The 25,196-nt window shown below is 66.6% G+C and carries 22 protein-coding genes; 10 read left to right on the forward strand and 12 right to left on the reverse strand.

All coding sequences use genetic code 11. The annotated features are described in order from the left end of the window. The first annotated feature begins 85 nt into the window (after positions 1–85). Entirely contained in the window at positions 86–1,060 is a 975-nt protein-coding gene (locus tag MRBLST15_RS06910) for a cation diffusion facilitator family transporter (RefSeq protein ID WP_367785556.1), read from the forward strand. A 22-nt stretch (positions 1,061–1,082) separates the two neighbouring features. Here the strand turns inward: MRBLST15_RS06910 and nfi are convergent, their stop codons facing one another. After that, positions 1,083–1,757 carry a deoxyribonuclease V gene (nfi, locus tag MRBLST15_RS06915; protein ID WP_367785557.1) on the reverse strand — a complete coding sequence of 225 codons (675 nt, stop codon included), beginning with the start codon at positions 1,755–1,757 and terminating at the stop codon, positions 1,083–1,085. Positions 1,758–1,851: 94 nt separating this feature from the next. Here nfi and gpmA point away from each other — a divergent pair, with 94 nt between their 5' ends. Next, positions 1,852–2,601 carry a 2,3-diphosphoglycerate-dependent phosphoglycerate mutase gene (gene gpmA, locus MRBLST15_RS06920; RefSeq protein ID WP_088100450.1) on the forward strand — a complete coding sequence of 250 codons (750 nt, stop codon included), beginning with the start codon at positions 1,852–1,854 and terminating at the stop codon, positions 2,599–2,601. A gap of 157 nt (positions 2,602–2,758) precedes the next feature. Then, on the forward strand, positions 2,759–4,849 hold the full coding sequence (locus MRBLST15_RS06925; protein ID WP_367785558.1) for a M13 family metallopeptidase: 2,091 nt from the start codon (positions 2,759–2,761) through the stop codon (positions 4,847–4,849). Between the two features lie 81 nt (positions 4,850–4,930). Here the strand turns inward: MRBLST15_RS06925 and MRBLST15_RS06930 are convergent, their stop codons facing one another. From MRBLST15_RS06930 to MRBLST15_RS06955, 6 genes are all read right to left on the reverse strand, one after another. Next, complete coding sequence (locus MRBLST15_RS06930) at positions 4,931–5,491, reverse strand: hypothetical protein (RefSeq protein WP_265951611.1); 561 nt, start codon at positions 5,489–5,491, stop codon at positions 4,931–4,933. 101 nt (positions 5,492–5,592) lie between these two features. Further along, a complete protein-coding gene (locus tag MRBLST15_RS06935; RefSeq protein ID WP_265951610.1) occupies positions 5,593–6,198 on the reverse strand; it encodes an HD-GYP domain-containing protein in 606 nt (201 codons plus the stop codon). A 184-nt stretch (positions 6,199–6,382) separates the two neighbouring features. Further along, entirely contained in the window at positions 6,383–6,898 is a 516-nt protein-coding gene (locus tag MRBLST15_RS06940; RefSeq protein WP_099821108.1) for a hypothetical protein, read from the reverse strand. 82 nt (positions 6,899–6,980) lie between these two features. After that, positions 6,981–10,445: a transcription-repair coupling factor gene (gene mfd / locus MRBLST15_RS06945; protein ID WP_312705278.1), complete on the reverse strand. Its 3,465-nt coding sequence runs from the start codon at positions 10,443–10,445 to the stop codon at positions 6,981–6,983. A 126-nt stretch (positions 10,446–10,571) separates the two neighbouring features. Further along, positions 10,572–11,117, reverse strand: coding sequence for a GNAT family N-acetyltransferase (locus MRBLST15_RS06950; protein WP_025879325.1), 546 nt, complete (start codon positions 11,115–11,117; stop codon positions 10,572–10,574). 95 nt (positions 11,118–11,212) lie between these two features. Then, positions 11,213–12,070 carry a 23S rRNA (adenine(2030)-N(6))-methyltransferase RlmJ gene (locus MRBLST15_RS06955; protein WP_265953333.1) on the reverse strand — a complete coding sequence of 286 codons (858 nt, stop codon included), beginning with the start codon at positions 12,068–12,070 and terminating at the stop codon, positions 11,213–11,215. A 35-nt stretch (positions 12,071–12,105) separates the two neighbouring features. On the opposite strand from MRBLST15_RS06955, the gene creB reads away from it, so the two are divergent. From creB to MRBLST15_RS06990, 7 genes are all read left to right on the forward strand, one after another. Continuing rightward, a complete protein-coding gene (gene creB, locus MRBLST15_RS06960) occupies positions 12,106–12,831 on the forward strand; it encodes a two-component system response regulator CreB (RefSeq protein ID WP_265953332.1) in 726 nt (241 codons plus the stop codon). Between the two features lie 3 nt (positions 12,832–12,834). Beyond that, positions 12,835–14,295 (forward strand): two-component system sensor histidine kinase CreC, encoded by a 1,461-nt coding sequence (gene creC, locus MRBLST15_RS06965; protein WP_312705277.1) that lies wholly within the window; start codon positions 12,835–12,837, stop codon positions 14,293–14,295. A gap of 81 nt (positions 14,296–14,376) precedes the next feature. Beyond that, positions 14,377–15,690, forward strand: coding sequence for a cell envelope integrity protein CreD (creD, locus tag MRBLST15_RS06970; RefSeq protein WP_367785559.1), 1,314 nt, complete (start codon positions 14,377–14,379; stop codon positions 15,688–15,690). A gap of 10 nt (positions 15,691–15,700) precedes the next feature. Then, a complete protein-coding gene (locus MRBLST15_RS06975) occupies positions 15,701–16,111 on the forward strand; it encodes a hypothetical protein (protein WP_312705275.1) in 411 nt (136 codons plus the stop codon). A 127-nt stretch (positions 16,112–16,238) separates the two neighbouring features. Continuing rightward, positions 16,239–17,837: a M28 family metallopeptidase gene (locus MRBLST15_RS06980; protein WP_312705274.1), complete on the forward strand. Its 1,599-nt coding sequence runs from the start codon at positions 16,239–16,241 to the stop codon at positions 17,835–17,837. A gap of 154 nt (positions 17,838–17,991) precedes the next feature. Continuing rightward, positions 17,992–19,395, forward strand: coding sequence for a glutamate--tRNA ligase (gene gltX, locus MRBLST15_RS06985; RefSeq protein ID WP_265953328.1), 1,404 nt, complete (start codon positions 17,992–17,994; stop codon positions 19,393–19,395). A gap of 34 nt (positions 19,396–19,429) precedes the next feature. Beyond that, positions 19,430–19,915, forward strand: coding sequence for a transcriptional repressor (locus MRBLST15_RS06990; RefSeq protein ID WP_265953327.1), 486 nt, complete (start codon positions 19,430–19,432; stop codon positions 19,913–19,915). An 85-nt stretch (positions 19,916–20,000) separates the two neighbouring features. On the opposite strand, the gene MRBLST15_RS06995 is transcribed toward MRBLST15_RS06990, so the two are convergent. From MRBLST15_RS06995 to MRBLST15_RS07015, 5 genes are all read right to left on the reverse strand, one after another. Next, positions 20,001–20,666 (reverse strand): hypothetical protein, encoded by a 666-nt coding sequence (locus MRBLST15_RS06995; RefSeq protein WP_265953326.1) that lies wholly within the window; start codon positions 20,664–20,666, stop codon positions 20,001–20,003. A gap of 323 nt (positions 20,667–20,989) precedes the next feature. Further along, a complete protein-coding gene (locus MRBLST15_RS07000) occupies positions 20,990–22,153 on the reverse strand; it encodes an HlyD family secretion protein (RefSeq protein WP_205404816.1) in 1,164 nt (387 codons plus the stop codon). A gap of 10 nt (positions 22,154–22,163) precedes the next feature. Further along, positions 22,164–23,837, reverse strand: a complete 1,674-nt coding sequence (locus tag MRBLST15_RS07005; protein ID WP_367785560.1) for an MFS transporter — start codon at positions 23,835–23,837, stop codon at positions 22,164–22,166. Beyond that, positions 23,837–24,403: a TetR/AcrR family transcriptional regulator gene (locus tag MRBLST15_RS07010; protein WP_025879336.1), complete on the reverse strand. Its 567-nt coding sequence runs from the start codon at positions 24,401–24,403 to the stop codon at positions 23,837–23,839. The genes MRBLST15_RS07005 and MRBLST15_RS07010 overlap by 1 nt, the downstream gene beginning before the upstream one ends. Positions 24,404–24,605: 202 nt before the next feature. Continuing rightward, positions 24,606–25,055 (reverse strand): hypothetical protein, encoded by a 450-nt coding sequence (locus tag MRBLST15_RS07015; protein WP_367785561.1) that lies wholly within the window; start codon positions 25,053–25,055, stop codon positions 24,606–24,608. Positions 25,056–25,196: the final 141 nt, after the last annotated feature.

The following is a 25,196-nucleotide window of genomic DNA, read 5'->3' on the forward strand; positions in this document are numbered from 1 at the left end:
GCGGACTCCGCAATGTTATAAACACCGTGATAGTTTCCCAACGCCCGTCGGCGTAGCCTGCCTCCATCGCAAAGGAGCTGTTGCCATGGGTCACGACCACGATCACCTGCCATCCGAGATCCGCCACGAGAAGCCCTTGTGGTGGGCGCTCGGCCTGACCTCCACCTTCCTCGTGGTGGAGGTGGTGGGTGCGTTCTGGACCAACAGCCTGGCGCTGCTGTCCGATGCCGCGCACATGGCCACCGACACCCTGGCGCTGATGATCGCGCTGGTGGCCGTGCGGCTGAGCCGGCGTCCGCCGGATGCACGCCGCACCTATGGCTATGCGCGGCTTGAAGCACTCGGCGCGATGATCAATGGCGCCATGCTGTTCGTGGTCGCCGGCTACATCCTGTGGGAAGCCATCGGTCGCTTCCGCCAGCCGCAGGAGATCGCCTCCACCGGCATGCTGGTGATCGCTGCGGTCGGTCTGGTGATCAACATGATCTCCATGCGCCTGCTGCAGGCTGGCAGCGGCGAGAGCCTCAACGTGAAGGGGGCCTACCTGGAAGTGTGGGCCGACATGCTTGGCTCGGTGGCGGTGATTGCTGGTGCGCTGCTGATCCAATGGACCGGCTGGAAGCCGATCGACCCGATCCTGGCCGTGCTGATCGGTCTATGGGTGCTGCCACGCACCTATGTGCTGATGCGCGAAGCCATCAACGTATTGCTGGAAGGTGTGCCCAAGGGCATGGACGTGGCCAAGGTGCGCGACCGTCTGTCCGACCACGACGCAGTGCTGGACGTGCATGACCTGCACGTGTGGGCGCTGGCGTCCAGCACGCCGGCACTGACCGCGCACATCGTGATGCGCGAAGGCGACGATGCCGACCGCCTTCGTCGCGAACTCGGTGGTCGCCTGCATGATGATTTCGGCATCGAGCACGTGACCCTGCAGATCGAAGCCGACCACTGCGGCGAAGCCTGTGGCCAGCCGTCAGCAGCGAAGGATGACGATCACACCGGGCACGATCATGCAGCGACCGATGCGCAGGGCCATCGCGGTCACGTGCATCGCTGAGCGGTATTGCCCAGCTGCACCGCTATTTGTCGCGCCGCGAGGCCAGCCGATCCGCCAACCGGGTCGGCTCGGGCAGGCGATAGCCGCGCAGCGTGCGCTGCACCCAGGCCAGCGCGGTATCGGCACTGACCCGATGCCCGCCGGCGACGAACAGCGGCTTGCAGCGCAGCTTGCTGCGCAGCACCCAGCCGAGCTGCTCGCTGCCATCCATCAACGGCGTATGCGCGCCAGCGTCGGCGCCCGGCTCGACGAAGCGGCCGACCAGCTTCGATTTGGCCACGCCGATGCTTGGCAGGTCGGTCACCACGCCCAGGTGTGCGGCAATGCCCAGGCGGCGCGGATGGCTGATGCCGTGGCCATCGACGAACACCAGGTCCGGCGTGCGCGGCAACAGTGCCAACGCCGCCAGCAGCGCCGGCAGTTCGCGGAAGCTGAGCAGGCCCGGGATGTAGGGCATCACAGTAGGGATACGGGCGATTTCCTGCGCCACCGGCTGCAGGGTGTCCGCATCGAGCAGCACCGCCGCCGCGCGGGTGATCGTGCCGTCTTCCTCGAAGCCGACATCCAGCCCGGCCAGCCAGCGCACGGTGGCGGGCAGGCGGTCCTGGCGCTGCACGCGGGAGGCCAGCTGCTTCTGCTGCTCGCGCGCGCCGTTGACGCTGCCTTCCCAGCGCCCGGGGTCGATCACGGTATTCATCGGCCACAGGATGACATCCGCACCGCCACGGCGCGGTGAGCGGGCGCCGGGGCTACAATGGCCCCCTGCCTTTCCTCGCGTTGGAGACCCTGCAGTGACCCGTAAACTCGTACTGTTGCGCCATGGCCAGAGCCAGTGGAACCTGGACAACCGCTTCACCGGCTGGGTCGACGTCGACCTGACCGAACAGGGGCGCCGTGAAGCCGCTGCCGCGGGCCGCCTGATGCGCGAGGAAGGCCTGCAGTTCGACGTCGCCCACACCTCGGTGCTCAAGCGCGCCATCCACACCCTGCAGGGTGCGCTGGCCGAGCTTGATCAGGATTGGCTGCCGGTGAGCAAGTCCTGGCGCCTCAACGAGCGCCACTACGGTGGCCTGCAGGGCCTGGACAAGGCCGAGACCGCCGCCAAGCACGGCGAAGACCAAGTCAAGGTGTGGCGCCGTTCGTACGACATCCCGCCGCCGGCGATGGACCTGGAAGATCCGGGCCACCCGATCCATGACCGTCGCTACGCCGGCCTGGACCGCAACGCGCTGCCGGGTACCGAATCGCTGGCCACCACCCTGGACCGCGTGCTGCCGTACTGGCACGACGCCATCGCGCCGCAGCTGAAGGACGGCAAGACGGTGCTGGTCACCGCCCATGGCAACTCGCTGCGCGCGCTGTACAAGTACCTCAACAACGTCTCGCGCGAGGAAATTCTCGAGCTGAACATTCCGACCGGCATCCCGCTGCTGTTCGAGTTGAATGACGACCTCACCGTGAAGTCGTTCCGCTACCTGGGTGACCCGGAGGCGGCGCGCAAGGCCGCTGAAGCCGTGGCCAACCAGGGCAAGGCGCGGTAAATACCCACCGTTGGTGGGTATTCCTCTGCCGGGTGTGTGCGGACCAACGGTCCGCACCTACCCGATTGCGACCACGGGCGTTCCCCCTGTGACCTTTGGCCGGTCCCCGCCATCGCCGCAGCGGCTACGCTGGGCGATTCGCCGTTGGAGACTCGCCATGAACGTCCGCAATCTGGTCCCGCTGGGCCTGACCATCGCCATCGCCGCCTCGCTCGCCGCCTGTGGCAAGAACGAGACCGCGCCCGCTGCCGACGCCGCCAAGCCGGCGTTCGACCAGTCGCAGATCAAGACCGCGCTGATCTCGCTCAACAGCGCCGATCTGGATCCGTCCATCGCTGCGTGCGCGGACCTCAACGGCTTCGTCAACAGCAAGTGGCTGAAGGCCAACCCGGTGCCGGGCGACCAGACCACCTGGGGCAGCTTCGAGATCCTGCGTGAGCGCTCGCTGGAAGTGCAGCACGCGCTGGTGCAGCAGGCCGCCGCCAGCCAGGCCAAGGCCGGCTCGGTGGAAGCCAAGATCGGCGACATCTGGAAGACCGGCAACGACGAAGCGAAGATCGAGGCCGCCGGCCTGGCGCCGCTGCAGCCGACGCTGGACAAGATCACTGCGCTGAACGATACCGCCGCCATCACCCAGTACCTGCGCGACAGCCAGGCGCAGGGCCAGGGCGTACTGTTCTCGCTGTTCGCCAACGCCGACTACAAGGATTCGGCCAACGTCATCGCCTACGTCGGCCAGGGCGGCCTCGGCCTGCCGGAGAAGGGCTACTACTTCGACGAATCGCAGGCCAAGATCCGCGACGCCTATGTGGCCTATATCGCGCAGGTGCTGACCCTGTCCGGCGTCGACGCGGCGCAGGCCGCCGAACAGGCCAAGGCGGTGATGGCGTTCGAGACCCGCCTGGCAAAGGCCTCGATGTCGCGCATCGAGATGCGTGACCCGGCCAAGCGCTACAACCCGCTCAGCGCCGCCGACGCGGACAAGCTGACCCCGAACTTCAGCTGGACCGCGCTGTTTGACACCTTGAAGGTACCGGCCGCGCAGAAGTTCTCGCTGGCCCAGCCGGGCTTCTTCAGCGAGATGGACAAGATGCTGGCCGACGTGCCGGCCGCCACCTGGCAGTCGTACCTGCGCTTCCACACCATCGACGATGCCTCGCCGTACCTGAGCAGCCAGTTCGAGAAGGCCAACTTCGAGTTCTATGGCAAGACCCTGCGCGGCCAGCAGGAAATGCAGCCGCGCTGGAAGCGCGTGCTGGAGTCGGTCAACGGCGGCATGGGCGAAGCGCTCGGCCAGCTGTATGTCGATGCGGTGTTCCCGGCCGAATCCAAGGAGGCCATGCAGCACCTGGTGCAGAACCTGTCGGTGGCGCTGAAGGCGCGCCTGGAGCAGCTGCCGTGGATGGGCGAAGAAACCAGGAAGAAGGCGCTGGAGAAGTGGGCCAGCTTCACCCCGAAGATCGGTTACCCGGACAAGTGGCGCGAGTGGACGGGCCTGCAGACCAACGGTGACAGCTACCTGGGCAACATGCAGGCCGCGCGCGCGTTCAACTACCGTTACACGCTGGACAAGGTCGGCAAGCCGGTGGACAAGACCGAGTGGGGCATGACCCCGCAGACCGTCAACGCCTACTACAACGCCACCAAGAACGAGATCGTGTTCCCGGCGGCGATCCTGCAGGCGCCGTTCTTCGACGCCAAGGCCGATCCGGCGCTGAACTATGGCGGCATCGGTGCGGTCATCGGCCACGAGATGATGCACGGCTACGATGACTCGGGCAGCCAGTTCGCCGCCAACGGCAACTTCGACAACTGGTGGACCGACAGCGACCGCAAGGCCTTCACCGAACGCACCGATCAGCTGGTCGCGCAGTTCGACGGCTACGAGTCGGTGCCGGGCGTGTTCGTGAAGGGCAAGCTGACGCTGGGCGAGAACATCGGTGATCTGGGTGGCCTGACCGTTGCCTACGATGCATTGCAGATGGCGCTGAAGGAGAACCCGAAGGCGAACGTCGAAGTCGACGGCCACAGCCAGGACCAGCGCTTCTTCATGAACTGGGCCACCGTGTGGCGTCGCAACTTCACCGACGGTGAGCTGCGCGTGCGCCTGAACACCGATCCGCACGCACCGGCGAACTTCCGTGCCAACGGTGCGCCGTCGAACATGCCGTCCTATGCTGCTGCGTTCCAGTGCAAGGCTGGCGATGCGATGGTGCGTGCCGACGACAAGCGCGTGGTGATCTGGTAACCGATCGCCCGCACTGCGTGAAGCAGAAGGCCCGGCGCAAGCCGGGCCTTTTCATTGGGTTCGCCTACAAGTGGCAACGGCTCAGCCCGGGCACTTCAGGTACTGCGACAGCGTCGCCTGCCATGCGCTGGCCGGCTCGAAGCCCGGCACCAGCCCGCCCCCCGTGCCGGTGAAGTTGGACATGCCATGGGCCAGCATGTAGGTGGGGGTGTACGAGGGCGGCCCCACGCGCTTGCTGAAGCTGCAGATGCCAGCGACATAGGCGGGTGCCTTGTCGGGGGACAGCTGCGCCTTCAAGGCGCTGTCGAAGCGGCCGAGATTCTCCTCGCCCATCGCCGAACCCGCCATCGCCTTCAGCGCGTTGTAGGCACTGTGTCCGGTTTCGTCAGCGACCCGCTGGCGATCGAAATGGGCGAATACGCCAGCGATGTTGTAGAGATCGATGGCGTCCTGCATGCGCCCATCCTGCACGCAGCGGGGCAGGGCGTTCATCAGCGCGGCGGGTGAGGTGCCGGCGGTGACCTCGCTGCGCGAGAGGCAGGTGGCAGCGGAGGCGTTGCCCTCCTGCTGGGCCTGTGCGAACGGCGCCAGGGCCATCAGCAACAGTCCCAGCGGTGCGGCGGTGCGGGTGTTTCCTTTCATGGGTGGTACTCCTCGTAAGCAGGCGACCGTCTTTGGCCGACGATCAGCTTGCGAGGATTGCCGCGGCTGCGCAAGCGAGGCGCAGCCCAGCCGGTGAATGCTCAGGCCAGCGCCGGCTCGTGCTTGAGCATGCCGTGGAAACGTTGCAGTACGTAGGGGTCGATCGTGCCACCGGCCTGCTCATCGAGTATCCGCAGCACCGTCTCATGCTCCATCGCTGCGCGATAGGGGCGTGCACTGGTCATCGCATCGTAAGCATCGACGATGGTGACGATGCGTGCGCCCAGCGGGATGTTCTCGCCCTGCAGGCCATCGGGATAGCCGCTGCCGTCGAACGCTTCATGGTGGGCGCGGATCAGGCGCGCGACCGGCGCCGCATCGCTGCGACCGGTAGCCAGGAAGATGTGTTCGCCACGTACCGGATGTTCGCGCATGATCGCGCGCTCTTCATCGTTGTGCCGGCGCGGGCTCAGCAGTACGTCGTCGGGAATGCCGATCTTGCCGATATCGTGGAAGCGCGCGGCCAGGCCGACCTGCGTACAGGCCTCCTCATCCAGGTCGCAGTGCAGGGCGAGGTGCTGTGCAAGGAGGCCCACGCGGTCGCAGTGGTGGCGGGTATAGGCATCACGCATCTGCAGCGACATCGACAGGGCGTCGATCAGGCAGGCCTGCGCGTGCAGGAGGTCGGGAGGTCTGGGCAGGGGCATCGGAACTGGCGGCGCGGCGAAGCCACGCAGGAAACGGAAAGGCCCGCGAGAGCGGGCCAGGGCGGCGCATAGGGTACCCGCATCGGTGTTGCACGGGGCGCATCGACGGTATCGCGTGGGGCCATGCGTTCAGTCGTGCAGCGTATCGTCGCCCCGGCCGCATCGGCAACCGGGGCGGCGTGGATCAGCCGGTGGTCTGCAGGTGGATGCGATGGGCTTTGGCGAAGGCGTCCTGCGCGTCGCTCAGGGTCTGCATGTCTTCGTCCATTTTGCTCACGGCCTCATCCAGCGTCTGCAGCAGCGGGGTGACCTGTTCTTCGCTGTAGCCATCGGGCAGGGCCGCCAGCTGTTCCATCACCGCGAACATCTGTTCGGTGCTCTTCAGGGAATCGAGCAGGTTCTGGTGCAGTGCATCGGCGTCCTTGCCATGGGTGAACTGCTGGACGAAGACCAGCCGGTCGGCGATTTCCTTGTGCGCGTTCTTCAGGCCGAAGCGATGCTGCTGCATGCTCTTGCCATCCTGCAGCGACGCATGGAAGGACTCGCCGTTCGGGCCGTTGGTCCATTGCTCGACCATGCTGACCGTGCCATTCCAGCTGGCGACATTCTCAAGCAGGTAATCACGGTTGCTCATGCCGCTGTGGCAGGCTGCCAGCAGGCCCAGGCTGGTGGCGAGCAGAAGGGGGGCGAAACGATTCACGGCAACACTCCTTGTCGCGGGCGCGGTAAACGGAAAGGGTACCGGTCTGCCGCCCGCGGCGGACCGGTAACTTGGAGATCGATCAGCGCAGGGCCAGGGTCAACAGCAGCGCGCGTGCGGCATTGAAGCGGTCTTCGGGCAGCGGCAGCGGATGCTTGACGCGCAGTTTGTCCGGACCGTCCATGGCATAGAGGTTCGGTTGCTTCTGGATCAGCTGGATCACCGCCATCGGGTCGATGTTCGGCTTGGATTCGAACACGATGCGACCACCGTTCTCGCCCAGGTCCAGCTTGCGGATGCCCAGCGTGCTGGCCTGAAGCTTCAGCTCGGCGATGGCGAACAGGTTCTTGGCTGCATCCGGCAGCAGGCCGAAGCGGTCGATCATCTCCACCTGCAGCTCGCGCAGCGCATCGCTGTCGCGGGCGCTGGAAATGCGCTTGTACAGCGTCAGGCGGGTGTGCACGTCCGGCAGGTAGTCGTCCGGAATCAGCGCCGGCACATGCAGCTCGACCTCGGCGCCACGCGCTTCTTCACCGGCATCGATGTCGGGCAGATGGCCCTGCTTGATGCTGCGCACGGCGCGTTCCAGCAGCTCGGTGTACAGGCTGAAGCCCACTTCGGCCATCTGCCCGCTCTGGTCTTCGCCGAGCAGTTCACCGGCACCGCGGATTTCCAGATCGTGCGTGGCCAGGGTGAAGCCGGCGCCCAGTTCGTCCATCGAGGCGATCGCTTCCAGGCGTTTTTCCGCGTCGGGCGTGATCGAACGACGGTCGGGTACAACCAGGTAGGCATAGGCGCGGTGGTGCGAACGACCCACGCGGCCACGCAGCTGGTGCAGCTGGGCCAGGCCGAAGCGGTCGGCACGGTTGATGATGATGGTGTTGGCGTTGGGGATGTCGATGCCCGATTCGATGATCGTGGTCGACAGCAGCACGTTGAAGCGCTGCTTCTGGAAGTCCAGCATCACCTTTTCCAGTTCGCGCTCGGGCATCTGCCCATGGGCGATGCCGATGCGCGCTTCGGGCACCAGCTCGGACAGCTCGCGCTGCATGCGGCCGATGCTTTCCACGTCGTTGTGCAGGAAATACAGCTGGCCACCGCGTGCCAGCTCGCGCTGGAAGGCTTCGCGCAGCAGCGCGTTGTCCCACTGGGTGATGAAGGTCTGCACCGCCAGCCGGTTCGGCGGCGGGGTGGCGATGATCGACAGATCGCGCAGGCCGGCCATGGCCATGTTCAGCGTGCGCGGGATCGGCGTGGCGGTCAGGGTCAGCAGGTGGACGTTGGCACGCAGTGCCTTCAGCGCCTCCTTCTGGCGCACGCCGAAGCGCTGCTCCTCGTCGACGACGACCATGCCCAGATCCTTGAACTTCACGTCCGGCTGCAGCAGGCGATGGGTGCCGACGATGACGTCGATGGTGCCGGCGGCGACCTTCTCCAGCTCGGCCTTGATCTCCTTGGTGCTCTTGAAGCGCGACAGTACTTCGACCTTCATCGGATAGTCGGCGAAGCGGTCGCGGAAATTGCGGTAATGCTGTTCGGCCAGCAGCGTGGTCGGCACCAGCACCGCTACCTGCTTGCCAGCGCTGGCCGCGGCGAATGCGGCACGCACTGCGACTTCGGTCTTGCCGAAGCCCACATCGCCACAGACCACGCGGTCCATCGGCTGGCTGCTGGCCAGGTCACGCAGGGTGGCGTCGATGGCGGCCAGCTGGTCCGGGGTTTCCTCGAACGGGAAACCGGCGGCGAACGGCTCGTACATCGCGCGGTCCACCTGCAGTGCCAGTCCGGCACGCGCCTGGCGGCGGGCCTGGATTTCCAGCAGTTCGGCGGCCACATCGCGCACCTTCTCGGCGGCCTTGCGCTTGGCCTTGCTCCACTGCTCGCCACCCAGCGAATGCAGCGGTGCGGTCTCGGCCGAGGCGCCGGAATAGCGGCTGATCAGGTGCAGCTGCGCGACCGGCACGTACAGCCGGTCGCCCTTGGCGTATTCGATCTCCAGGAACTCGCCGGGCATGCCACCGACGTCCATCGCGATCAGTCCGCGATAGCGGCCGACACCATGGTCCTCGTGCACGATCGGTGCGCCTTCGGTCAGCTCGCCGAGATCGCGGATGATCGCTTCCGGCTCACGTCCGGCGCGGCGCGTACGGCGCGTGCTGCCCGCGCGCTCGGGGAACAGCTGGCGTTCGGTCAGCACCGCGATGTGCGGTGTGTCCAATGCGAAACCGTCTTCCAGCGGCGCCACGGCAATGGCGAAGCGCTCGTCGCTGGCCAGGAAGGACAGCAGGTCGGCCACCACCGGCGGCTTCAGCTCGGCGGCCTGCAGCACTTCCAGCAGGGCCTCGCGGCGGCCGGGTGAATCGGCGGCAATCAGCACCCGGCCGGGGTAATGGCCAAGGAAGGATTTCAGTGCGTCACCGGCCGGTGCTTCGCGCGCGGCCACCGGCAGCGGCGGCAACGGCTGGTCGCCCAGCGCATGCGCCTCGGCAATGCGCGCGTGATCGGCAGCCCATACCTCGATGCGCGGTGCGTCGTTCAGACGCTCGCGCAGCAGGTCCGGCGACAGGTACAGCGCCGACGGTGGCAGCAGCGGCCGTTCAACATCATGGCGGCGTTGCTCGTAGCGCTCGCCGGTCTGCGTCCAGAAGGTCTCTGCCGCTTCAGCGGCGCCGACGCAGACCACCGGCAGGCTGCCGGCAGGCAGATAGTCGAACAGGGTGGCGGTGCGCTCGAAGAACAGCGGCAGGTAGTACTCGATGCCGGCCGGGGCCAGGCCCGATTTCAGGTCCTGGTACAGCGAACTGCGGCGGGTATCGACGTCGAAGCGCTCGCGCAGGGTGGCCAGCACCCGGGCGATGCTGGCGTCGTCCATCGGCACTTCGCGGCCGGGCAGCATGTGCACCGCCTCGACCTTGTCCAGCGAGCGTTGGCTTTCCGGATCGAACGCACGGATCGAATCGATGTCATCGTCCAGCAGTTCCACCCGCAGCGGCTCGTCGGCGCCCATCGGGTAGACGTCAAGCAGGCCGCCGCGCACGGCGAAGTCACCCGGGTCCATCACCTGCGGCACGTTGCGGTAACCGGCGCTTTCGAGGCGACGCTTCTCCGCTTCCAGGTCCAGGCGCTGGCCAACTTCAAGATTGAAGCTGCCGCCGATGACATAGCTGCGGGGGGCCAGCTGCTGCAGCAGGGTCTGCACCGGCACCACCACCAAGCCACGCTTCAGCGTAGGCAGGCGGTGCAGGGCCGACAGGCGCTGCGAAATGATGTCCGGGTGCGGGCTGAAGCGATCGTAGGGCAGCGTTTCCCAGTCCGGGAACGCCACCACCGGCAGGCTCGGGTCGCCTCCCAGCAGGGTATGCAGATCCGCCTCGAGCTGGTTGGCACCGTGGTTGTCACGGGCCACCACCAGTACCGGGGCGTCATGCGTGCGCGCTGCCTGGGCCAGATACCAGGCCAGGGCAGTGGGCGATGCGGGGGCGCGCCACCAGGCGCGGAGCTGGCCGGCACGGGGCAGCGGCGGGGCGGGGTAGGGAGTACGCGACATGAACTGCGGATTTTAGCAGAAGCCCCCGCCGGGCCCATGATCGTTACGTGACCGGGGTAGCGCCGGGCCATGCCCGGCGAGCGCAGCGGTCGGATCAACATCGCCGGGCAGGGCCCGGCGCTGCCGTCAGTTGTCCAGTTCCAGCACCATCCGCACCAGGCCCTCGGCCCCGTTCGGGTGCGGCACCGGTTTGAAGCCCAGCGAGGCAGCCAGCTGCTTCATCGGCTCGTTCTCGGCGGCGACATCGCCGTACAGGCGGTCCAGGTACTTGCCGCGGCCCCATTTCACCAGCTTGCGCATCAGCTGGCGGCCCAGGCCTTGGCCGATCAGGAACCGGCTGATCAGGATCGCGTACTCGGCTTCGCGGGTACCGGGGATGATCGAGGCACGGGCCACCGCGCCGACCACGGCCTCACCGGCCGGCAGCGACTCGGCGGCGACCAGGGTGATCTCGGTCTTCGGATTGGGGTGGGTCAGGCGCTGGGTGGTTTCCGGCGACAGTTCGGTTACCGACTGCAGGAAACGGTCACGGATTTCTTCCGGCCCGAACAGGCTGAAGGCGGCCTGCAGCGGCGCGCCATCTTCCGGGCGGATGGGGCGGATCAGCAGCTCGTGGCCGCTGGGAGCCTTGAAGATCTCATGCCAGGGCGGCATGCGGTTGCGAGTGGCCATACCGGGTGATTCCTTGGTGGTCCATCGATTGTGTCATCACCGGGGCTGCATTCCGTGAACGAAAGGCTCACGGTCGTACAGCCTCGTGAAGGCCCTTATTCGGCCGTCTTCAGCCAGTCCAGGCGGGTGCTGGCACCGGGTTCGCCCAGATGCTGGCGCAGCGCCGGCAGGGCCGGGCCGACCACGCGGTCGAACTGCCAGGGCGCATTGAGCACCAGCATGCCACTGCCGTTGAGGCGCAGCGGCGAGTCGTCCGGGCGCACCAGGAACTCGATGGTCACGGCCGACTTCACCGGCAGTGCGGCGGCCTTGCGCAGGAAATGCAGGATGGTGCGGCGCTGCTTGATCGGGAACCAGACCGCACAGGTGGCCTGCGGCCAGCGCGCCAGGGTCTCGGCCAGCGCGGCCAGGATGGCCTGGTACTCGGCGTCCTGGGCCTCGTAGGGCGGGTCGATCAGGACCAGGCCGCGGCCGATCTTGGCGCCGTTGGCCTTGGGCGGCAGCAGCGAGCGCAGCAGCGCGTAGCCGTCACCGGGATGTACGCCGACGCGGCTGTCATGGGCGAACAGGGTCTTCAGCGACGCGGCTTCGTCCTCCTGCAGCTCGCACACCGCCATGCGGTCCTGCGGGCGCATGGCCTGCGCGCTGAGCAGCGGCGAGCCGGGGTAGGCGATCATCGCGCCGACCGGATTGTCGGCCTGCACCGCCTTGAGGTAGCGCTCGACCACCTCCGGCAGCTTGGGCTGGGCCATCAGCCGCATGACCCCGGATTCGGCCTCAAGGGTCTTGCGGCTTTCTTCGCTGGCCAGCAGGTAGCGGCCGGCACCGCCGTGGGTGTCGAGCACGAAGAATGGGCTGTCCTTGCGCTTGAAGCTGTCGATCAGGGCCAGCTGCACGATGTGCTTGAGGACATCGGCATGGTTGCCGGCGTGGAAGGCGTGGCGATAGTTCATGGGCGGCAGTGTACGGGGCAAGGGCCGCAGCGGCTATGCTGCGCGCCATGACAGCGCCTGTTACCCACGTCCTGGTGGTCGAAGACGAAGCGGCCATCGCCGAAACCGTGCTCTATGCGCTGCGCAGCGAAGGCTATGCCGCCAGCCATTGCCTGCTGGGCGGGCTGGCGCTGCAGCAGCTGCAGGACGGCGATATCGACCTGGTGGTGCTGGATGTCGGCCTGCCGGACCTCAGTGGTTTCGAGGTCTGTCGCCGGCTGCGCGCCCTGCCGGGGCCGGTGGCGCAGGTGCCGGTGATCTTCCTGACCGCCCGCAACGACGAACTCGACCGCGTGCTGGGCCTGGAGTTGGGGGCCGACGACTACATGGCCAAGCCGTTCTCGCCGCGCGAGCTGGTGGCGCGGGTGCGTGCCCGGCTGCGGCGTGCCACGCCCGTTCCGGCCGCCCCGGGCGCCGAGACCGGCTGGCAGGAACACGGTGCCTTCGCCATCGACCGCGAAGGCCGCCGCATCCGCTTCCAGGGAAACGCGCTGGATCTGACCCGTTATGAATATGCGTTGCTGGAAGCGCTGCTGCAGCGCCCCGGCGCGATCCTCAGCCGCGCCCAGTTGATGGACCGTGGCTGGGACAGCGCCGCCGACAGCGCTGACCGCACCGTCGACACCCACGTCAAGACGCTGCGCGCCAAGCTGCGGGCGGCCGGTGCCAGCGGTGAACCGATCCGCACCCACCGCGGCCTCGGCTACGCCCTGGAGGTCTGACGCGTGCGCCTGGTCCTGAAACTGTTCCTGGGCTTCTTCCTGATCGTGGGCATCGCCGCGTTCTTCGTGATGCGCGTGTTCGTCAACGAAGTGAAGCCGGGCGTGCGCCAGGCGATGGAATCGACCCTGGTGGATGCGGCGAATGTGCTGGCCGAGATGGCCGCCGCCGACGTCAAGGCCGGCACCATCCGCAACGGCAGTTTCACCCGCAACCTGGCAAAGGCCCGGCAGCGCGACCTGAAGGCGATGGTCTGGCGCTTCCCCAAGCGCGCGCTGGACTACCGGGTGACGATCACCGACGCCAAGGGCATCGTGATCTACGATTCGCTGGGCCGCGACGTGGGGCGCGACAATTCGCGCTGGAACGATGTCTATCGCACCCTGCGCGGCGAGTACGGCGCGCGCTCCAGCCCGGAAACGCCGGGCGATGACAGCAACACGGTGATGCACGTGGCCGCGCCGGTGTATGACCCGGTCGATGGCAGCACCCTGATCGGCGTGCTCAGCCTGGCCCAGCCCAACCGCAGCATCGATCCGTTCATCGCCGCCAGCCAGCGCGCCATCATCGAACGCGGCGCGTGGCTGATTGGGCTCTCAGCGCTGGTGGGCGTGCTGGTGACGATGTGGCTGACCAACGGCCTGGGCCAGCTCAGCCGCTATGCGCGGGCGGTCAGTGCCGGTGAGCCGGTGCCACCGCCGAAGCGGCGCAACGACGAGATCGGCGAGCTTGGCCAGGCACTGGAGACGATGCGGCGCAAGCTGGAAGGCAAAGCGTACGTCGAGCAGTACGTGCAATCGCTGACCCACGAGATGAAAAGCCCGTTGGCGGCGATCCGCGGTGCGGCCGAGCTGCTGCAGGAACCGATGGCCGACGCCGACCGCGCGCATTTCGCGCGCAGCATCGTCGACCAGCAGGAACGGCTGACCGAAACCATCGACAAGCTGCTGGCGCTGGCCGAGGTCGAGCAGCACGGCTGGTTGCAGACCCGTGATCCGATTGCCTTGCCCGCGCTGCTGCGGGAAGCCGCGACGGCAGCGCAGGTACGCGCGCAGGCCGCCGGTGTCGAGCTGCTTATCGACGAAGTCCCTGATCTGCGTGTGCAGGGCGATGGTTATCTGCTGCGGCAAGCGCTGCACAACCTGATCGACAACGCCATTGCGTTCTCGCCGCCCGGGGCACAGGTGCGGCTGGATGCACAGCCGGACGGGCAGGGCATACGCCTGCAGGTTGCCGACCGGGGTGCGGGCATTCCCGATTACGCACGCGAGCGCGTGTTTGAACGCTTCTATTCGCTGGCCCGACCCGGCACCGGCCGCCGCAGTTCCGGCCTCGGCCTGCCCTTCGTGCAGGAAGTGGCGCGCCTGCACGACGGCCGCGCCAGCCTGCGGCCGCGCGAAGAAGGCGGCACCGTCGCCAGCCTGTGGCTGCCGCTGGCGATACCCGGGCAGCGCCCGCGGCGCTGACTTCACACTCGCTTCAAATTCGCCACAAACCCTGCTCACCGCAGGCGTCCATCCTGCAGTCCTCTCCAACGAGGACGGACGATGAAATCCCTGAAGATGCTGCTGCGGTTCGCCATTGTCGGCGGCCTGATCCTGCTGCTGCTGATCCCGCTGTTCCTGATCCGCGGCGTCATCACCGAACGCAGCGCCTATCGCGAAGAGGCCTATTCGCGGGTGGCCGAAAGCCGTGCCGGTACCCAGCGCGTGGTCGGGCCGGTGCGCGTGGTGCCCTGGTCCAAGCGCGAACTGGTGGACGTGGTCGATGCGCAGGGCAACAAGAAGACCGAGCTGCAGACCACGCAGGGTTACTGGCTGCAGCCGCCGGCCACCCTGCAGATCAGTGGCGAGCTGCTGCCGAGCCAGCGCTCGGTCGGCCTGTTCAAGGTGCCGGTGTACAGCTGGAATGGCCAGCTCAAGGCGACCTTCAGCGAGGAGGACTACCCGGAGCACGATGGCACGACCTATGGCAAAGCCTATATCGCGCTGGGCGTGTCCGATGCGCGCGGCCTGGTCGGTACACCGAACCTGCGCGTTGATGGACAGCAGGTCAAGCTGCTGCCGGGCGTGGCCGGCGCATCCGCACTGGGCCGTGGGCTGCATGCACCGATCACCGGCATCGCCCCCACCGGAGGCACCTTGGCGGCCAGCAGCGTGGAACTGGAGCTGCAGCTCGATGGCAGCCGCTCCCTGTCGGTGGTGCCGGTAGGCGATGACAACCAGATCGCGCTGCGTTCCAGCTGGCCGCATCCCTCGTTTGCCGGTGCGTTCCTGCCCAACGAGCGGCGTGTGGATGCGCAGGGCTTCGATGCACGTTGGGCCGTGTCCTCGCTGGCATCGGATGCACAGCAGCGACTGCGCGAGGGCGATGACCTGGACGCGCAGGCGGTGCAGGTCTCGCTGGTGGATCCGGTCGATACCTATACCCAGGCCGACCGCGCTTCCAAGTACGGCGTGCTGTTCGTGGTGCTGACGTTCGTTGGTTTCATCCTGTTCGAACTGATCAAGTCGCTGCGCATCCACCCGCTGCAGTACCTGATGGTCGGCCTGGCGCTGGCGATCTTCTTCCTGCTGCTGATCAGCCTGTCCGAGCACATTGCCTTCTGGCAGGCCTACCTGGTCTCCGCCCTGGCCTGTATCAGCCTGCAGGCGGTGTACCTGGCCAACGTGTTGGGTCACTGGAAGCGGGGCCTGGGCTTCGCCGCGATGCTGACGGTGCTGTACGGCGCGCTGTATGGGCTGCTGGTGTCGGAAAACAATGCACTGCTGATGGGCTCGCTGCTGCTGTTCGTGATCCTGGCGCTGGCGATGTGGGTGACCCGCCGGGTCGACTGGTACGCCCTGGCCGAGCAGAAGTAAGGAGCACGTCATGGGTTGGCGCCAAGGATTGCAGCAACGGGCACGGCAGGGCATTCCCGCCCTGCTGGAAGTGGATGCGCTGCTGCAGGCGCATGGGGTACTGGCAGCCTTGCCGGGGGCACGGATCGCGCCCGGCCTGGTCCGCTTCCAGCTGGCCGCCATCACCTGCGAGGGATTGCAGCGGCGTGGGCTGGACTGGTTGCGGGAGGCGCGGCATGGACGCGGCGCGCTCGCCGGCAAGGTGCCCCGTTACCGGCCATGGAAGACCGGGGCGGCGGCATTGTCGGAGATCGGCATCGACGGGCTGCCTGCGGACTGGCCGGAGCACGCCGCCGTGTTCGGCTGCAGCAGCATCGACCAGCGGCACTGGCTGCTGTTGTTGCCGGAGCGCGCGCAACTGTGGCTGGGGTGGAAGGGGTGACAGTGGAAGGCCCATCCACGCATGGCGTGGATCTACCAGATGCCCATGACCGATGGGACGGGGGCCAGGCGCCCAGGCTGGCTAGACTCGACCGGTTGATGATCGAGCCGAAGGGCAGGGGTGCGATGTGCTGAAGTGGGGCGTGCTGGCAGTAGCGCTGGCGATGGGTGGCAATGCGGTGGCGCAGCAGCGCGAGCCGGTGGACCTGGACATGGTCGGCAAGATCCGCCAGCAGGCATTCCACAAATCGCAGGTGATGGACACCTTCAGCTATCTCACCGAACGCATCGGGCCGCGCCTGACCAACTCGCCGGCGATGGGCCGCGCCAATGCGTGGACCCGTGGCAAGTTCAGCGAATGGAAGCTGGACAATGTCCACGACGAAGCGTTCGACGAATTCGGCCGTGGCTGGGAATTCACGTCGGCAAGCGTGGAAATGCTGGGGGATCGTGTGCAGCCACTGCATGCCCTGCCCAAGGCGTGGACGCCGGGCACCCACGGCCCGGTCGAGGGCGAGTTGCTGCAGGTGGACATCAAGAAGCCCGAGGACATCGAGAAGTATCGCGGCAAGCTGCGTGGCAAGATCCTGCTGCTGGGCGAAGCACGCGAATACAAGCGTGGCACCGACGCCGATTCGCACCGGCACGACGCCACCTCGCTGGAAGGCCTGCAGGAGTTCACCCTGCCCAAGGACAAGGACGTGGCCGCCGACCGCGCCAAGCGGGTCAAGGAATACCAGGAAAAGCAGGCGCTGGCGGCCAAGGTCAACGCGTTCTTCGTCGAAGAAGGCGCGCTGGCCGCGATCAGCATCAGCAGCTGGGACAACGGCATCATCCGCGTGGCCGGTGGCGGCTCGCGCAAAGCCGGCGAATCGGTCGGCATCCCCGAACTGGCGATGATCGCCGAGCACTTCAATCCGCTGGTACGCGCGCTGGAAGCCAAGCAGAGCGTGCGCCTGCGCGTGGATGTGGCCGCTCGCTTCACCGATGAAGCGGACCAACCCGGCTACAACACGCTGGCCGAGATCCGCGGCAGCAGCAGGCCCGACGAAGTGGTGATGATCGGTGCGCACCTGGATTCCTGGCACAGCGGCACCGGTGCGGCCGACAACGCGGCCGGCGTGGCGGTGATGATGGAGGCCATGCGCATCCTCAAGGCCAGCGGCGCCAAGCCCAAGCGCACCATCCGGGTTGCGCTGTGGAGTGGCGAGGAACAGGGGCTGATCGGCTCGCAGGCATACGTGGCCAGGCACTTCGGTCGATTCCCCGAACCGACCGACCCGGCGCAGAAGGCGCTGCCGGCCTCGCTGCGCGAACCGACCGGTGCCCTGCAGAAGACCCGCGACTACGGCAAGTTCCAGGTCTACTTCAACATGGACAACGGCTCGGGTCGCTTCCGTGGCATCTACGCACAGGAAAACCTGGCGGCCATGCCTATCTTCGAAGCGTGGCTCGCCCCGTTCCATGACGTGGGTGCAACCACCGTCGCTACCCGCAACACCGGCAGCACCGACCACATCAGCTTCGACCGCATCGGCCTGCCGGGCTTCCAGTTCATCCAGGACAAGCTGGACTATTTCAGCAACGTCCACCACAGCCACCTGGACACCTGGGATCACGCGGAACCGGAAGACCTGAAGCAGGCCGCTGCCATCGTCGCCTCCTTCGCCTATCACGCCGCCATGCGCGAGCAGCCCTTCCCGCGCAAGCCCGAGCCGCAACCCTGAAAAGGGGACGGAGGGGGGCGGGTCGTACTTCCCCTCCGTCGCCCGAGCGTCCCCGCAGCAGCAGGGCAATCGCGACTTAGTCCCCTCCGTTCCCTTTTTCCGCAGGGGGCGGAGGGCTGGTAAAATCGGGGGATACCCGTTCCTCGAGCCCTCCATGACCTGCCGCACCCGCTTCGCCCCCAGTCCCACCGGCTACCTGCATATCGGTGGCGCCCGCACCGCGCTGTACTGCTGGCTGGAGGCCCGCCATCGTGGCGGCGAGTTCGTGCTGCGCATCGAGGACACCGACCGTGAACGCAGCACCCAGGGCGCGATCGACGCCATCCTGGAGGCGATGGAGTGGCTGGGCCTGGACTACGACGAAGGTCCGTTCTACCAGACCGAGCGCGTCGCCCGGTACAAGGAAGTGGCCGAGCAGCTGATCGCCGACGGCAAGGCGTACTACGCCTATGAAACCCGTGAAGAGCTGGATGCCATGCGCGAGGCCGCGATGGCCAGGCAGGAAAAGCCGCGCTACAACGGCGCCGCGCGCGAGCAGGGCCTGCCGTACCGGGACGACCCGAACCGCGTCATCCGCTTCAAGAACCCGCTTGAAGGCACGGTGGTGTTCGATGACCTGATCAAGGGCCGCATCGAGATCGCCAACAGCGAACTGGATGACATGGTCATCTTCCGTCCGGACGGCTACCCCACCTACAACTTCGCGGTGGTGGTGGACGACTGGGACATGAAGATTTCCGAAGTCATCCGTGGCGACGACCACATCAACAACACCCCGCGCCAGATCAACCTGTACGAAGGCATCGGCGCACCGGTGCCGAAGTTCGGCCACATGCCGATGATCCTGGACGAGCAGGGCGCCAAGCTGTCCAAGCGCACCGGCGCGGCCGACGTGATGCAGTACAAGGACGCCGGCTACCTGCCCGACGCGCTGCTGAGCTACCTGGCCCGGCTGGGCTGGTCACACGGCGACCAGGAACTGTTCAGCCGCCAGGAGCTGATCGACCTGTTCGATGTGAAGGACTGCAATTCCAAGGCCTCGCGCCTGGACATGGCCAAGCTGGGCTGGGTCAACCAGCACTTCCTGAAAACCGAGGAACCGGCCGCGATCGCGCCGCACCTGGTCTACCAGCTGCAGAAGCTGGGCCTGGACGTGGCCGCAGGCCCGGCGCCGGTGGACGTGGTGATCGCCCTGCGCGAGCGCGTGCAGACCCTGAAGGAAATGGCCGAGAAGGCCGTGGTCTGGTACCAGCCGCTGAACGAGTACGATGAAGCGGCCGTGGTCAAGCACTTCAAGGCCGGTGCGGAACTGCCGCTGGGCAAGGCCCGCGAGCTGCTGGCAGCCCTGCCGGAGTGGACCGCCGAGGCTGTTGGCGTGGCCCTGCACGATGCAGCTGCGGCGCTGGAAATGGGCATGGGCAAGGTCGCCCAGCCGCTGCGCGTGGCCATCACCGGCACCCAGGTCAGCCCTGACATTTCCCATACCGTGTACCTGGCTGGCCGCGAGCAGGCCTTGAAACGCATCGATGTGGCCATCACCAAGGTAGCAACGGCCTGAGCCCACCGGCCCACGCCCGAACTGGAGAACGCGCATGTCCGCCAAAACCGCCTGTACGGCCCCGCACCACCATGTCCACGACGCTTCGGATTTCGTGGCGGTGGTCGAGCGTGTCTCGCGTGAGCGCGGGCTGCGCCTGACCCCGATCCGCGCCAACGTGCTCAGGCTGATCGCCGAGGCCGGCAAGCCGGTCAAGGCCTACGAGCTGCTGGAGTGGGTGCGCAACGGCAAGGGTGTGGGCGCCGACGCCCCGCCCACCGTATACCGCGCCCTCGACTTCCTCATGGCCAATGGCTTCGTGCACAAGCTGGAATCGGTCAATGCCTTCGTCGCCTGCCACCATCCCAGCAGTGCGGCCCATTCGGTGCCGTTCCTGATCTGCAACAGCTGCCACAGCGCGGTGGAACTGGAAGACCGCGAGATCGTGACCCAGCTGGAGAAGCGGGCCAAGGAACTGGGGTTCCAGCCGCAGGCACAGACGCTGGAAGTGCACGGGCTCTGCGCCCGCTGCGCCGGCTGACGGAAGGATAGTGCCGGCCGCTGGCCGGCATCCTCGCGATTGGGGTCAGATCCCTTTGCCAGTGGCAAAGGGATCTGACCCCATTTCACGGCTGCTTGCGGAGATGCTTCAGCACGGTCTTGCGTGCGGCGATCAACTCCGCATCCTCCAGCACCAGTGACTGCACCCAGTCCAACGCTTCGGCCACGCGTGCGCCGCGCACGGCATACAGTGCCTGGCACTGGCGTTGCGCCGTCGGTGCTTGGCCCCACGCGCGCTGCACGCGCTGCAGCAACGTCTGTTGGATATCCGTAGGCACCGCCACACCCTTGTCGAACGACAGCAGTACGTTCAACGCAGCCAACGCCCGCCACGGCGCTGATGTGGGTTCGTCCTGGCTGAAATCCGCCTGTCCGCAGAACGCCAGCAGGGCGGCAACCGAAGCCTCGCTGCGAACATCTTCCAGCACCCCGATCGCGTAGTTCGCCATGCGCGGCTGATCCAGCAGCGGCAACATCGCCGCCACGCCGCCGTACCCGAACGCAGCACAGGCCTTTGCCCACGGCGCCATCGGCGCGAAATGCGTGCCATCGCCGTTGTACTGGAACTCCTCGCGCCAGCCATGCAGCGCGCACAGACGTTCAATCTCGGCCGCACCTTCGGCACCATGCTCCAGCACGAAGCATATCAGGTCTTCCACCTCGACCGCACCGCCATGCTCCAGTGGCGCAGAACCCTTGGCCGCCTTCTTGGCCAGTGCGTTGAATTTCATCGTTGTTGTCTGTTCCTGCAGCAAGGCAGTCGAGCATGGCTCAACACTAGGAAAAAGCGGAGCCGCGCGCTTTTGCTTGTGATTTTCATCCTTTGATTCACGTGGCTGACGCGCACGGAACCTGTCCGTGGCCGGGTGGGTGGGGTAGGCGGGACCGCAGGCGCCATGGATGGCGCCTACGAGCCCCCAGGGATGGGTTCACGGCGTGTCCCGCCTGCCTCACCCACCCGGCCAATCCCAGCAATCCAACCGCAACGATCAGCCACGAGGGGCTCCGCCGTTCGCTGTCTTCGACGAAGCCGTGCAGTCAAGCAGGCCAGCGCCTAGTCCATCGGCTTCGTCGCAGTATCCACCCGCACGATCACCGACATGCCCGGCCGCAACCGCGCCGCCAGTTCCTGTTCCCCGTTGATCGAGATCCGCACCGGCAACCGCTGCACCACCTTGGTGAAATTGCCGCTGGCATTGTCCGGGCGCAGCACGCTGAACTCCGAGCCGGTGGCCGGCGCGATCTCCTCCACCCGCCCGCGCAGCACCTGGCCCTGGAACGCATCGACCGAGAACGACGCCGGCTGCCCGATCGCCATCTTCCAGGTCTGGCCTTCCTTGTAGTTGGCCACCACCCACAATGCATCCGGCACCAGGAACAGCAGCTGCGAACCGGCCGCCACGTACTGGCCCACGCGCACGCTGGCCTCGCTGATCTGCCCATCGCGCGGTGCATGGATCACCGTATTGGCCAGGTCGATGCGCGCCAGTTCCAGCTGTGCCTGCGCACTTTCCACCTGCGCCTCCAGGCTCTTGCGCGAGACCTGGGTCGAGACCAGGGTCTCCTCGGCAATGCGGATCTGCGCCTGTGACTGCTGGACGCTGGCCTGTGCCGAGGCCTGGGTGGTGCGGAACTTGTCGCGGTCGTTGATCGATACCAGCTGCTGCGCCGCCAGTTCCTCGTAGCGCTTGGCTTCATTGCGCGAGCGCTGCAGCTCAGCCTGTCCCGCCGACAGCGTGGCCTGCGCCGAAGCGATCTGCGCGCGGTTCTGCGCCTGCGACTGGTCCGAATTGGCCAGCGCCGCGCGCGCGCTGTCCAGCGTTGCCTGTGCCTGCGCCACACGCTGCGCATAGATGCGGTCGTCGATGCGCAGCAGCGGCTCGCCCTGCTTCACGTGCTGGAAATCCTTCACCAGTACCTCGGTGACGTAGCCGTTCACCTGTGGCGCCATCACCGTGATCTGACCACGCACGTACGCGTTGTCGGTCACCATCACGCTGCTGGTGAACGGCCACAGGTGCCAGGCGCGCAGGATCAGCGCGATGCCCAGCAGGGCCACCACCACCATCACCACCACGCTGCGCGAACTCGGCTTGAGGTACTTCGGCGCGGCGGCGGGCGCGGCAGGCGTCGCCGCAGGCGCCGCATCGGTGGGCGGTGGCGGGGTGACGTTCTCTGCAGCGTCGGTGTCGTCTGGACGGGGCGGGACGGGAGGCATGGCAGTGAACTCAGCGCGGTGCCGCGGTCGCAGCCGCAGCGGGGGAGGAAGGATGGCGCTTGCGCCATTGTTTGCGCACGGCGGTACGCAGCGACAGCAGCAGCAACCAGCACAGGAAACCGATCGCCAGCCAGCCGCTCAGGGTGAACACATCATTGAAGCCACGCACGTTGGCTTCGCGGCGGGTGGTCTGCGCCAGCTGCGCGCTGCCCTGTGCGCTGCGCAGCACCGGGTCGGTGATCTGCGCTGCGTACAGCTGCTGCTGTATGCGCAGGCGCTGCGCCACCACCGGGTCGGCTGGATCGAGCTGGCTGGTCAAGGCGCTGGAATACAGCTGCTCGCGATGCAGCTGGAACGTTCCCAGCACTGCCGAGCCGGCCAGTCCGCCCAGCGTCTGGGTGATCGACAAGGTCACCAGGAAGGTGATCATGTGGTCCACGCCCTGTTTCAGCGCGGCGGAAATGCCGAGCATGATCAGCGGGCCCATGAACATGCCGGCGCCCACCGAGGCCAGGAACTGGCTGACGTAGAAGTCGTGTGGTCGATCCAGGCTGGTGCGGTGCTGGTCGAAGAACGCGGCCGCGCCCAGCAGCAGGATCGCCATCAGCAGCTGCGCGATCAGCCGCTTCGGGCCGAAGGTGATCGCCGCGCCGGCGATGCCGGTCACCACGCCGGCCAGGATCACCACGAACAGCGGCCGCATCTGGTCCGGTCCCATGCCCAGGGTGCGCATCAAGTTGACCACGCCGTAGGACTGTTCGGTGGTCAGGAAGCGGATCAGGAAGGCGCCGACGATGAAGTGCATCACCGGCAGCGTCGACAGCCAACGGATCTGCAGCAGCGGGTTGCGGCGGTAGTGTTCGATGATCAGGGCGGTGGTGGTCAGCACGATGGAGGCGATCAGCGCCCAGCCCAGCCACGGCGTGTTCAACCACCAGCGCGTGTAGCCCTGGGCCAGCACCACCACCAGCAGGGCCACGGCGGGCGCGAGCAGGGCGAAGGTGAGGAAATCCAGTGGCTCGAACGCCTTCACCTGCACGCCTGGCGGCAGCTTCAGCACCACCACGGCGGCAAACGCGCACAGCGCCAGCCCCGCTTCGAACGAGTACAGCTGATGCCATTGCCCGGTATCGACCAGGCCGGGCGAGACGATCCAGGCAATCGGCACCGCCAGCTGCGACAGGCCAACGCCGACCACCAGCAGGTTGCCGGTGAAACGCCGCGGCAGCGCCTGCAGCATGTACAGCGTACCCAGCGTCGAACATGCCGCGCCGGCGAAACCGCTGGCGGCGCGGGTCAACATGGTGGTCTCGAAGCTGCCGACGAACAGGTGCAGCACGGCCAGCGCCGCGTACAGCCCCAGGCCGATCTCGGCAAACAGGCGGATGCCGTATTGCTGGCGGAACTTGAAGGCCAGCAGGTTGGCGGTCACGTTGACCATGGCGTAGGCGGCGACCAGCCAGCTGCCCTGGGTGGGCGTGAGTGCCAGTTGCCCCTGCAGGAAAGGCAGGTTGGCCGTTACCAGCGCGTTGCCAAGGCCGCCGGTGATGGCCACCAGCAGCGACACCAGCGCATAGGCTGCACGCCGATAGGGCGGGTGCCACGGCATCGACGCCGAACCGGGCATGGTCGGCTTCTCGTGCTCCTCCCAATCCGGAACCGGCTTGAGGTACGGCTGCACCATCAGCGTTCCCCGCTGGCTGCTCCCTGGAGTCCCCCGCGCAGCAGCTGCAGGGCACGCCCGGCCAGCTGGGCGCGCTCATCGCGGGTCTTGCCGCGCAGGGCCGCACCCAGCATGCCCGAGATCAGTGAAATATCCGTCTTCTCCAGGTCCGGCCGGCACAGGCCAGCGGCCTTGGCGCGGGCGATGGGCGCTTCCAGCAGGTCGCGCACGGTCTCGCGCGCGGTGCGCATGGCCGGCACGTCCGAATCCACCGCGCGCCAGTAGTCGGCCAGTGCGGGCGAATCGACGATGCGCTGGGCCATGCCTTCGAACACCTCGAACAGGGCATCGTCGCGGTCGCCAAGCTGCTCGACCTGGCGGCGGATGCGGTCGACCGTGCGCTGCAGCAGCGCCTGGATCAGCGCCGTACGGTCGGGGAAATTGCGGTACAGGGTGGCGCGGCCGACTTCGGCACGCTCGACCACCAGGTCCAGCGGCGCGGTCACGCCATGTTGGCCGAACACATGGTCGGCGGCATCGAGGATGAGGGCTCGGCGGGCAGCAGCATCGGCACGTTGGGTGGTCATGGCTTCATTTTCGGACAAACATGTCCGGATGGCGAGAGACGAATGGCGACGGGATTGTCCGCTTGTTGTCGTACGCACATCTTTGTGACGGATGTGTGATGGCGTCGCATCGATATGCAGGACCCCATGGCTCCCGGAGGGGGCAGTAGATCCACGCCATGCGTGGATGAGTATCTGGAGCGGATGGGAGCCGGCTAGCGGCTCACTGATCCACCTTTCCAGTTTTTTTCCTGCTCTTGATGAAATCAATGAACCCCTTCTTATGGCCCTCAAAGACACGACGGCCGTACTTCCGGTACTGCGGTTCAAATAGTGTGTAGGCCCCATCCAGGTCTCCGGACTCGAACTGGATGGTGGCGGCGAGTTCGTCCATGTACTCGGTCGCGCCTTCGCCCTCTCCATAGATGCGTCTGGCGACCATCGCCCACGCTTTGGCCTTCTCAAACTGAGCGGTATCGCGATAGAAGACAGCTATTCCATACGATGTAATCTGGCCGTAGTTATAAGCAGATTTCGGCTCAGGAATCATGTCCCAGCTTTCAAGGAAGCGATGCTCTGCCTCCGCAATGTCGCCGGCCAGCCAAGCGGTTCTCCCGCGTTTGGCGATTGCAAGGAAGCGTTCTTCCAGTTCGGCATCGAGACTCAGGGCCATGCAAATGTTTCCGCTCAGTTTGTCTATTGGATTGACACCGGGCTGAGTCTAGCCGCGTAGCAGATGGTGATGCGTCGGCAGTGCGCCGCGTTCACCAATTCATGCCATATACGACAAAAAAAGGGGGCCTTTCGGCCCCCT

It is taken from the genome of Stenotrophomonas sp. LST15-1-1.1, assembly GCF_040815575.1.
In the GTDB taxonomy this organism is placed as follows: domain Bacteria; phylum Pseudomonadota; class Gammaproteobacteria; order Xanthomonadales; family Xanthomonadaceae; genus Stenotrophomonas; species Stenotrophomonas lactitubi_B.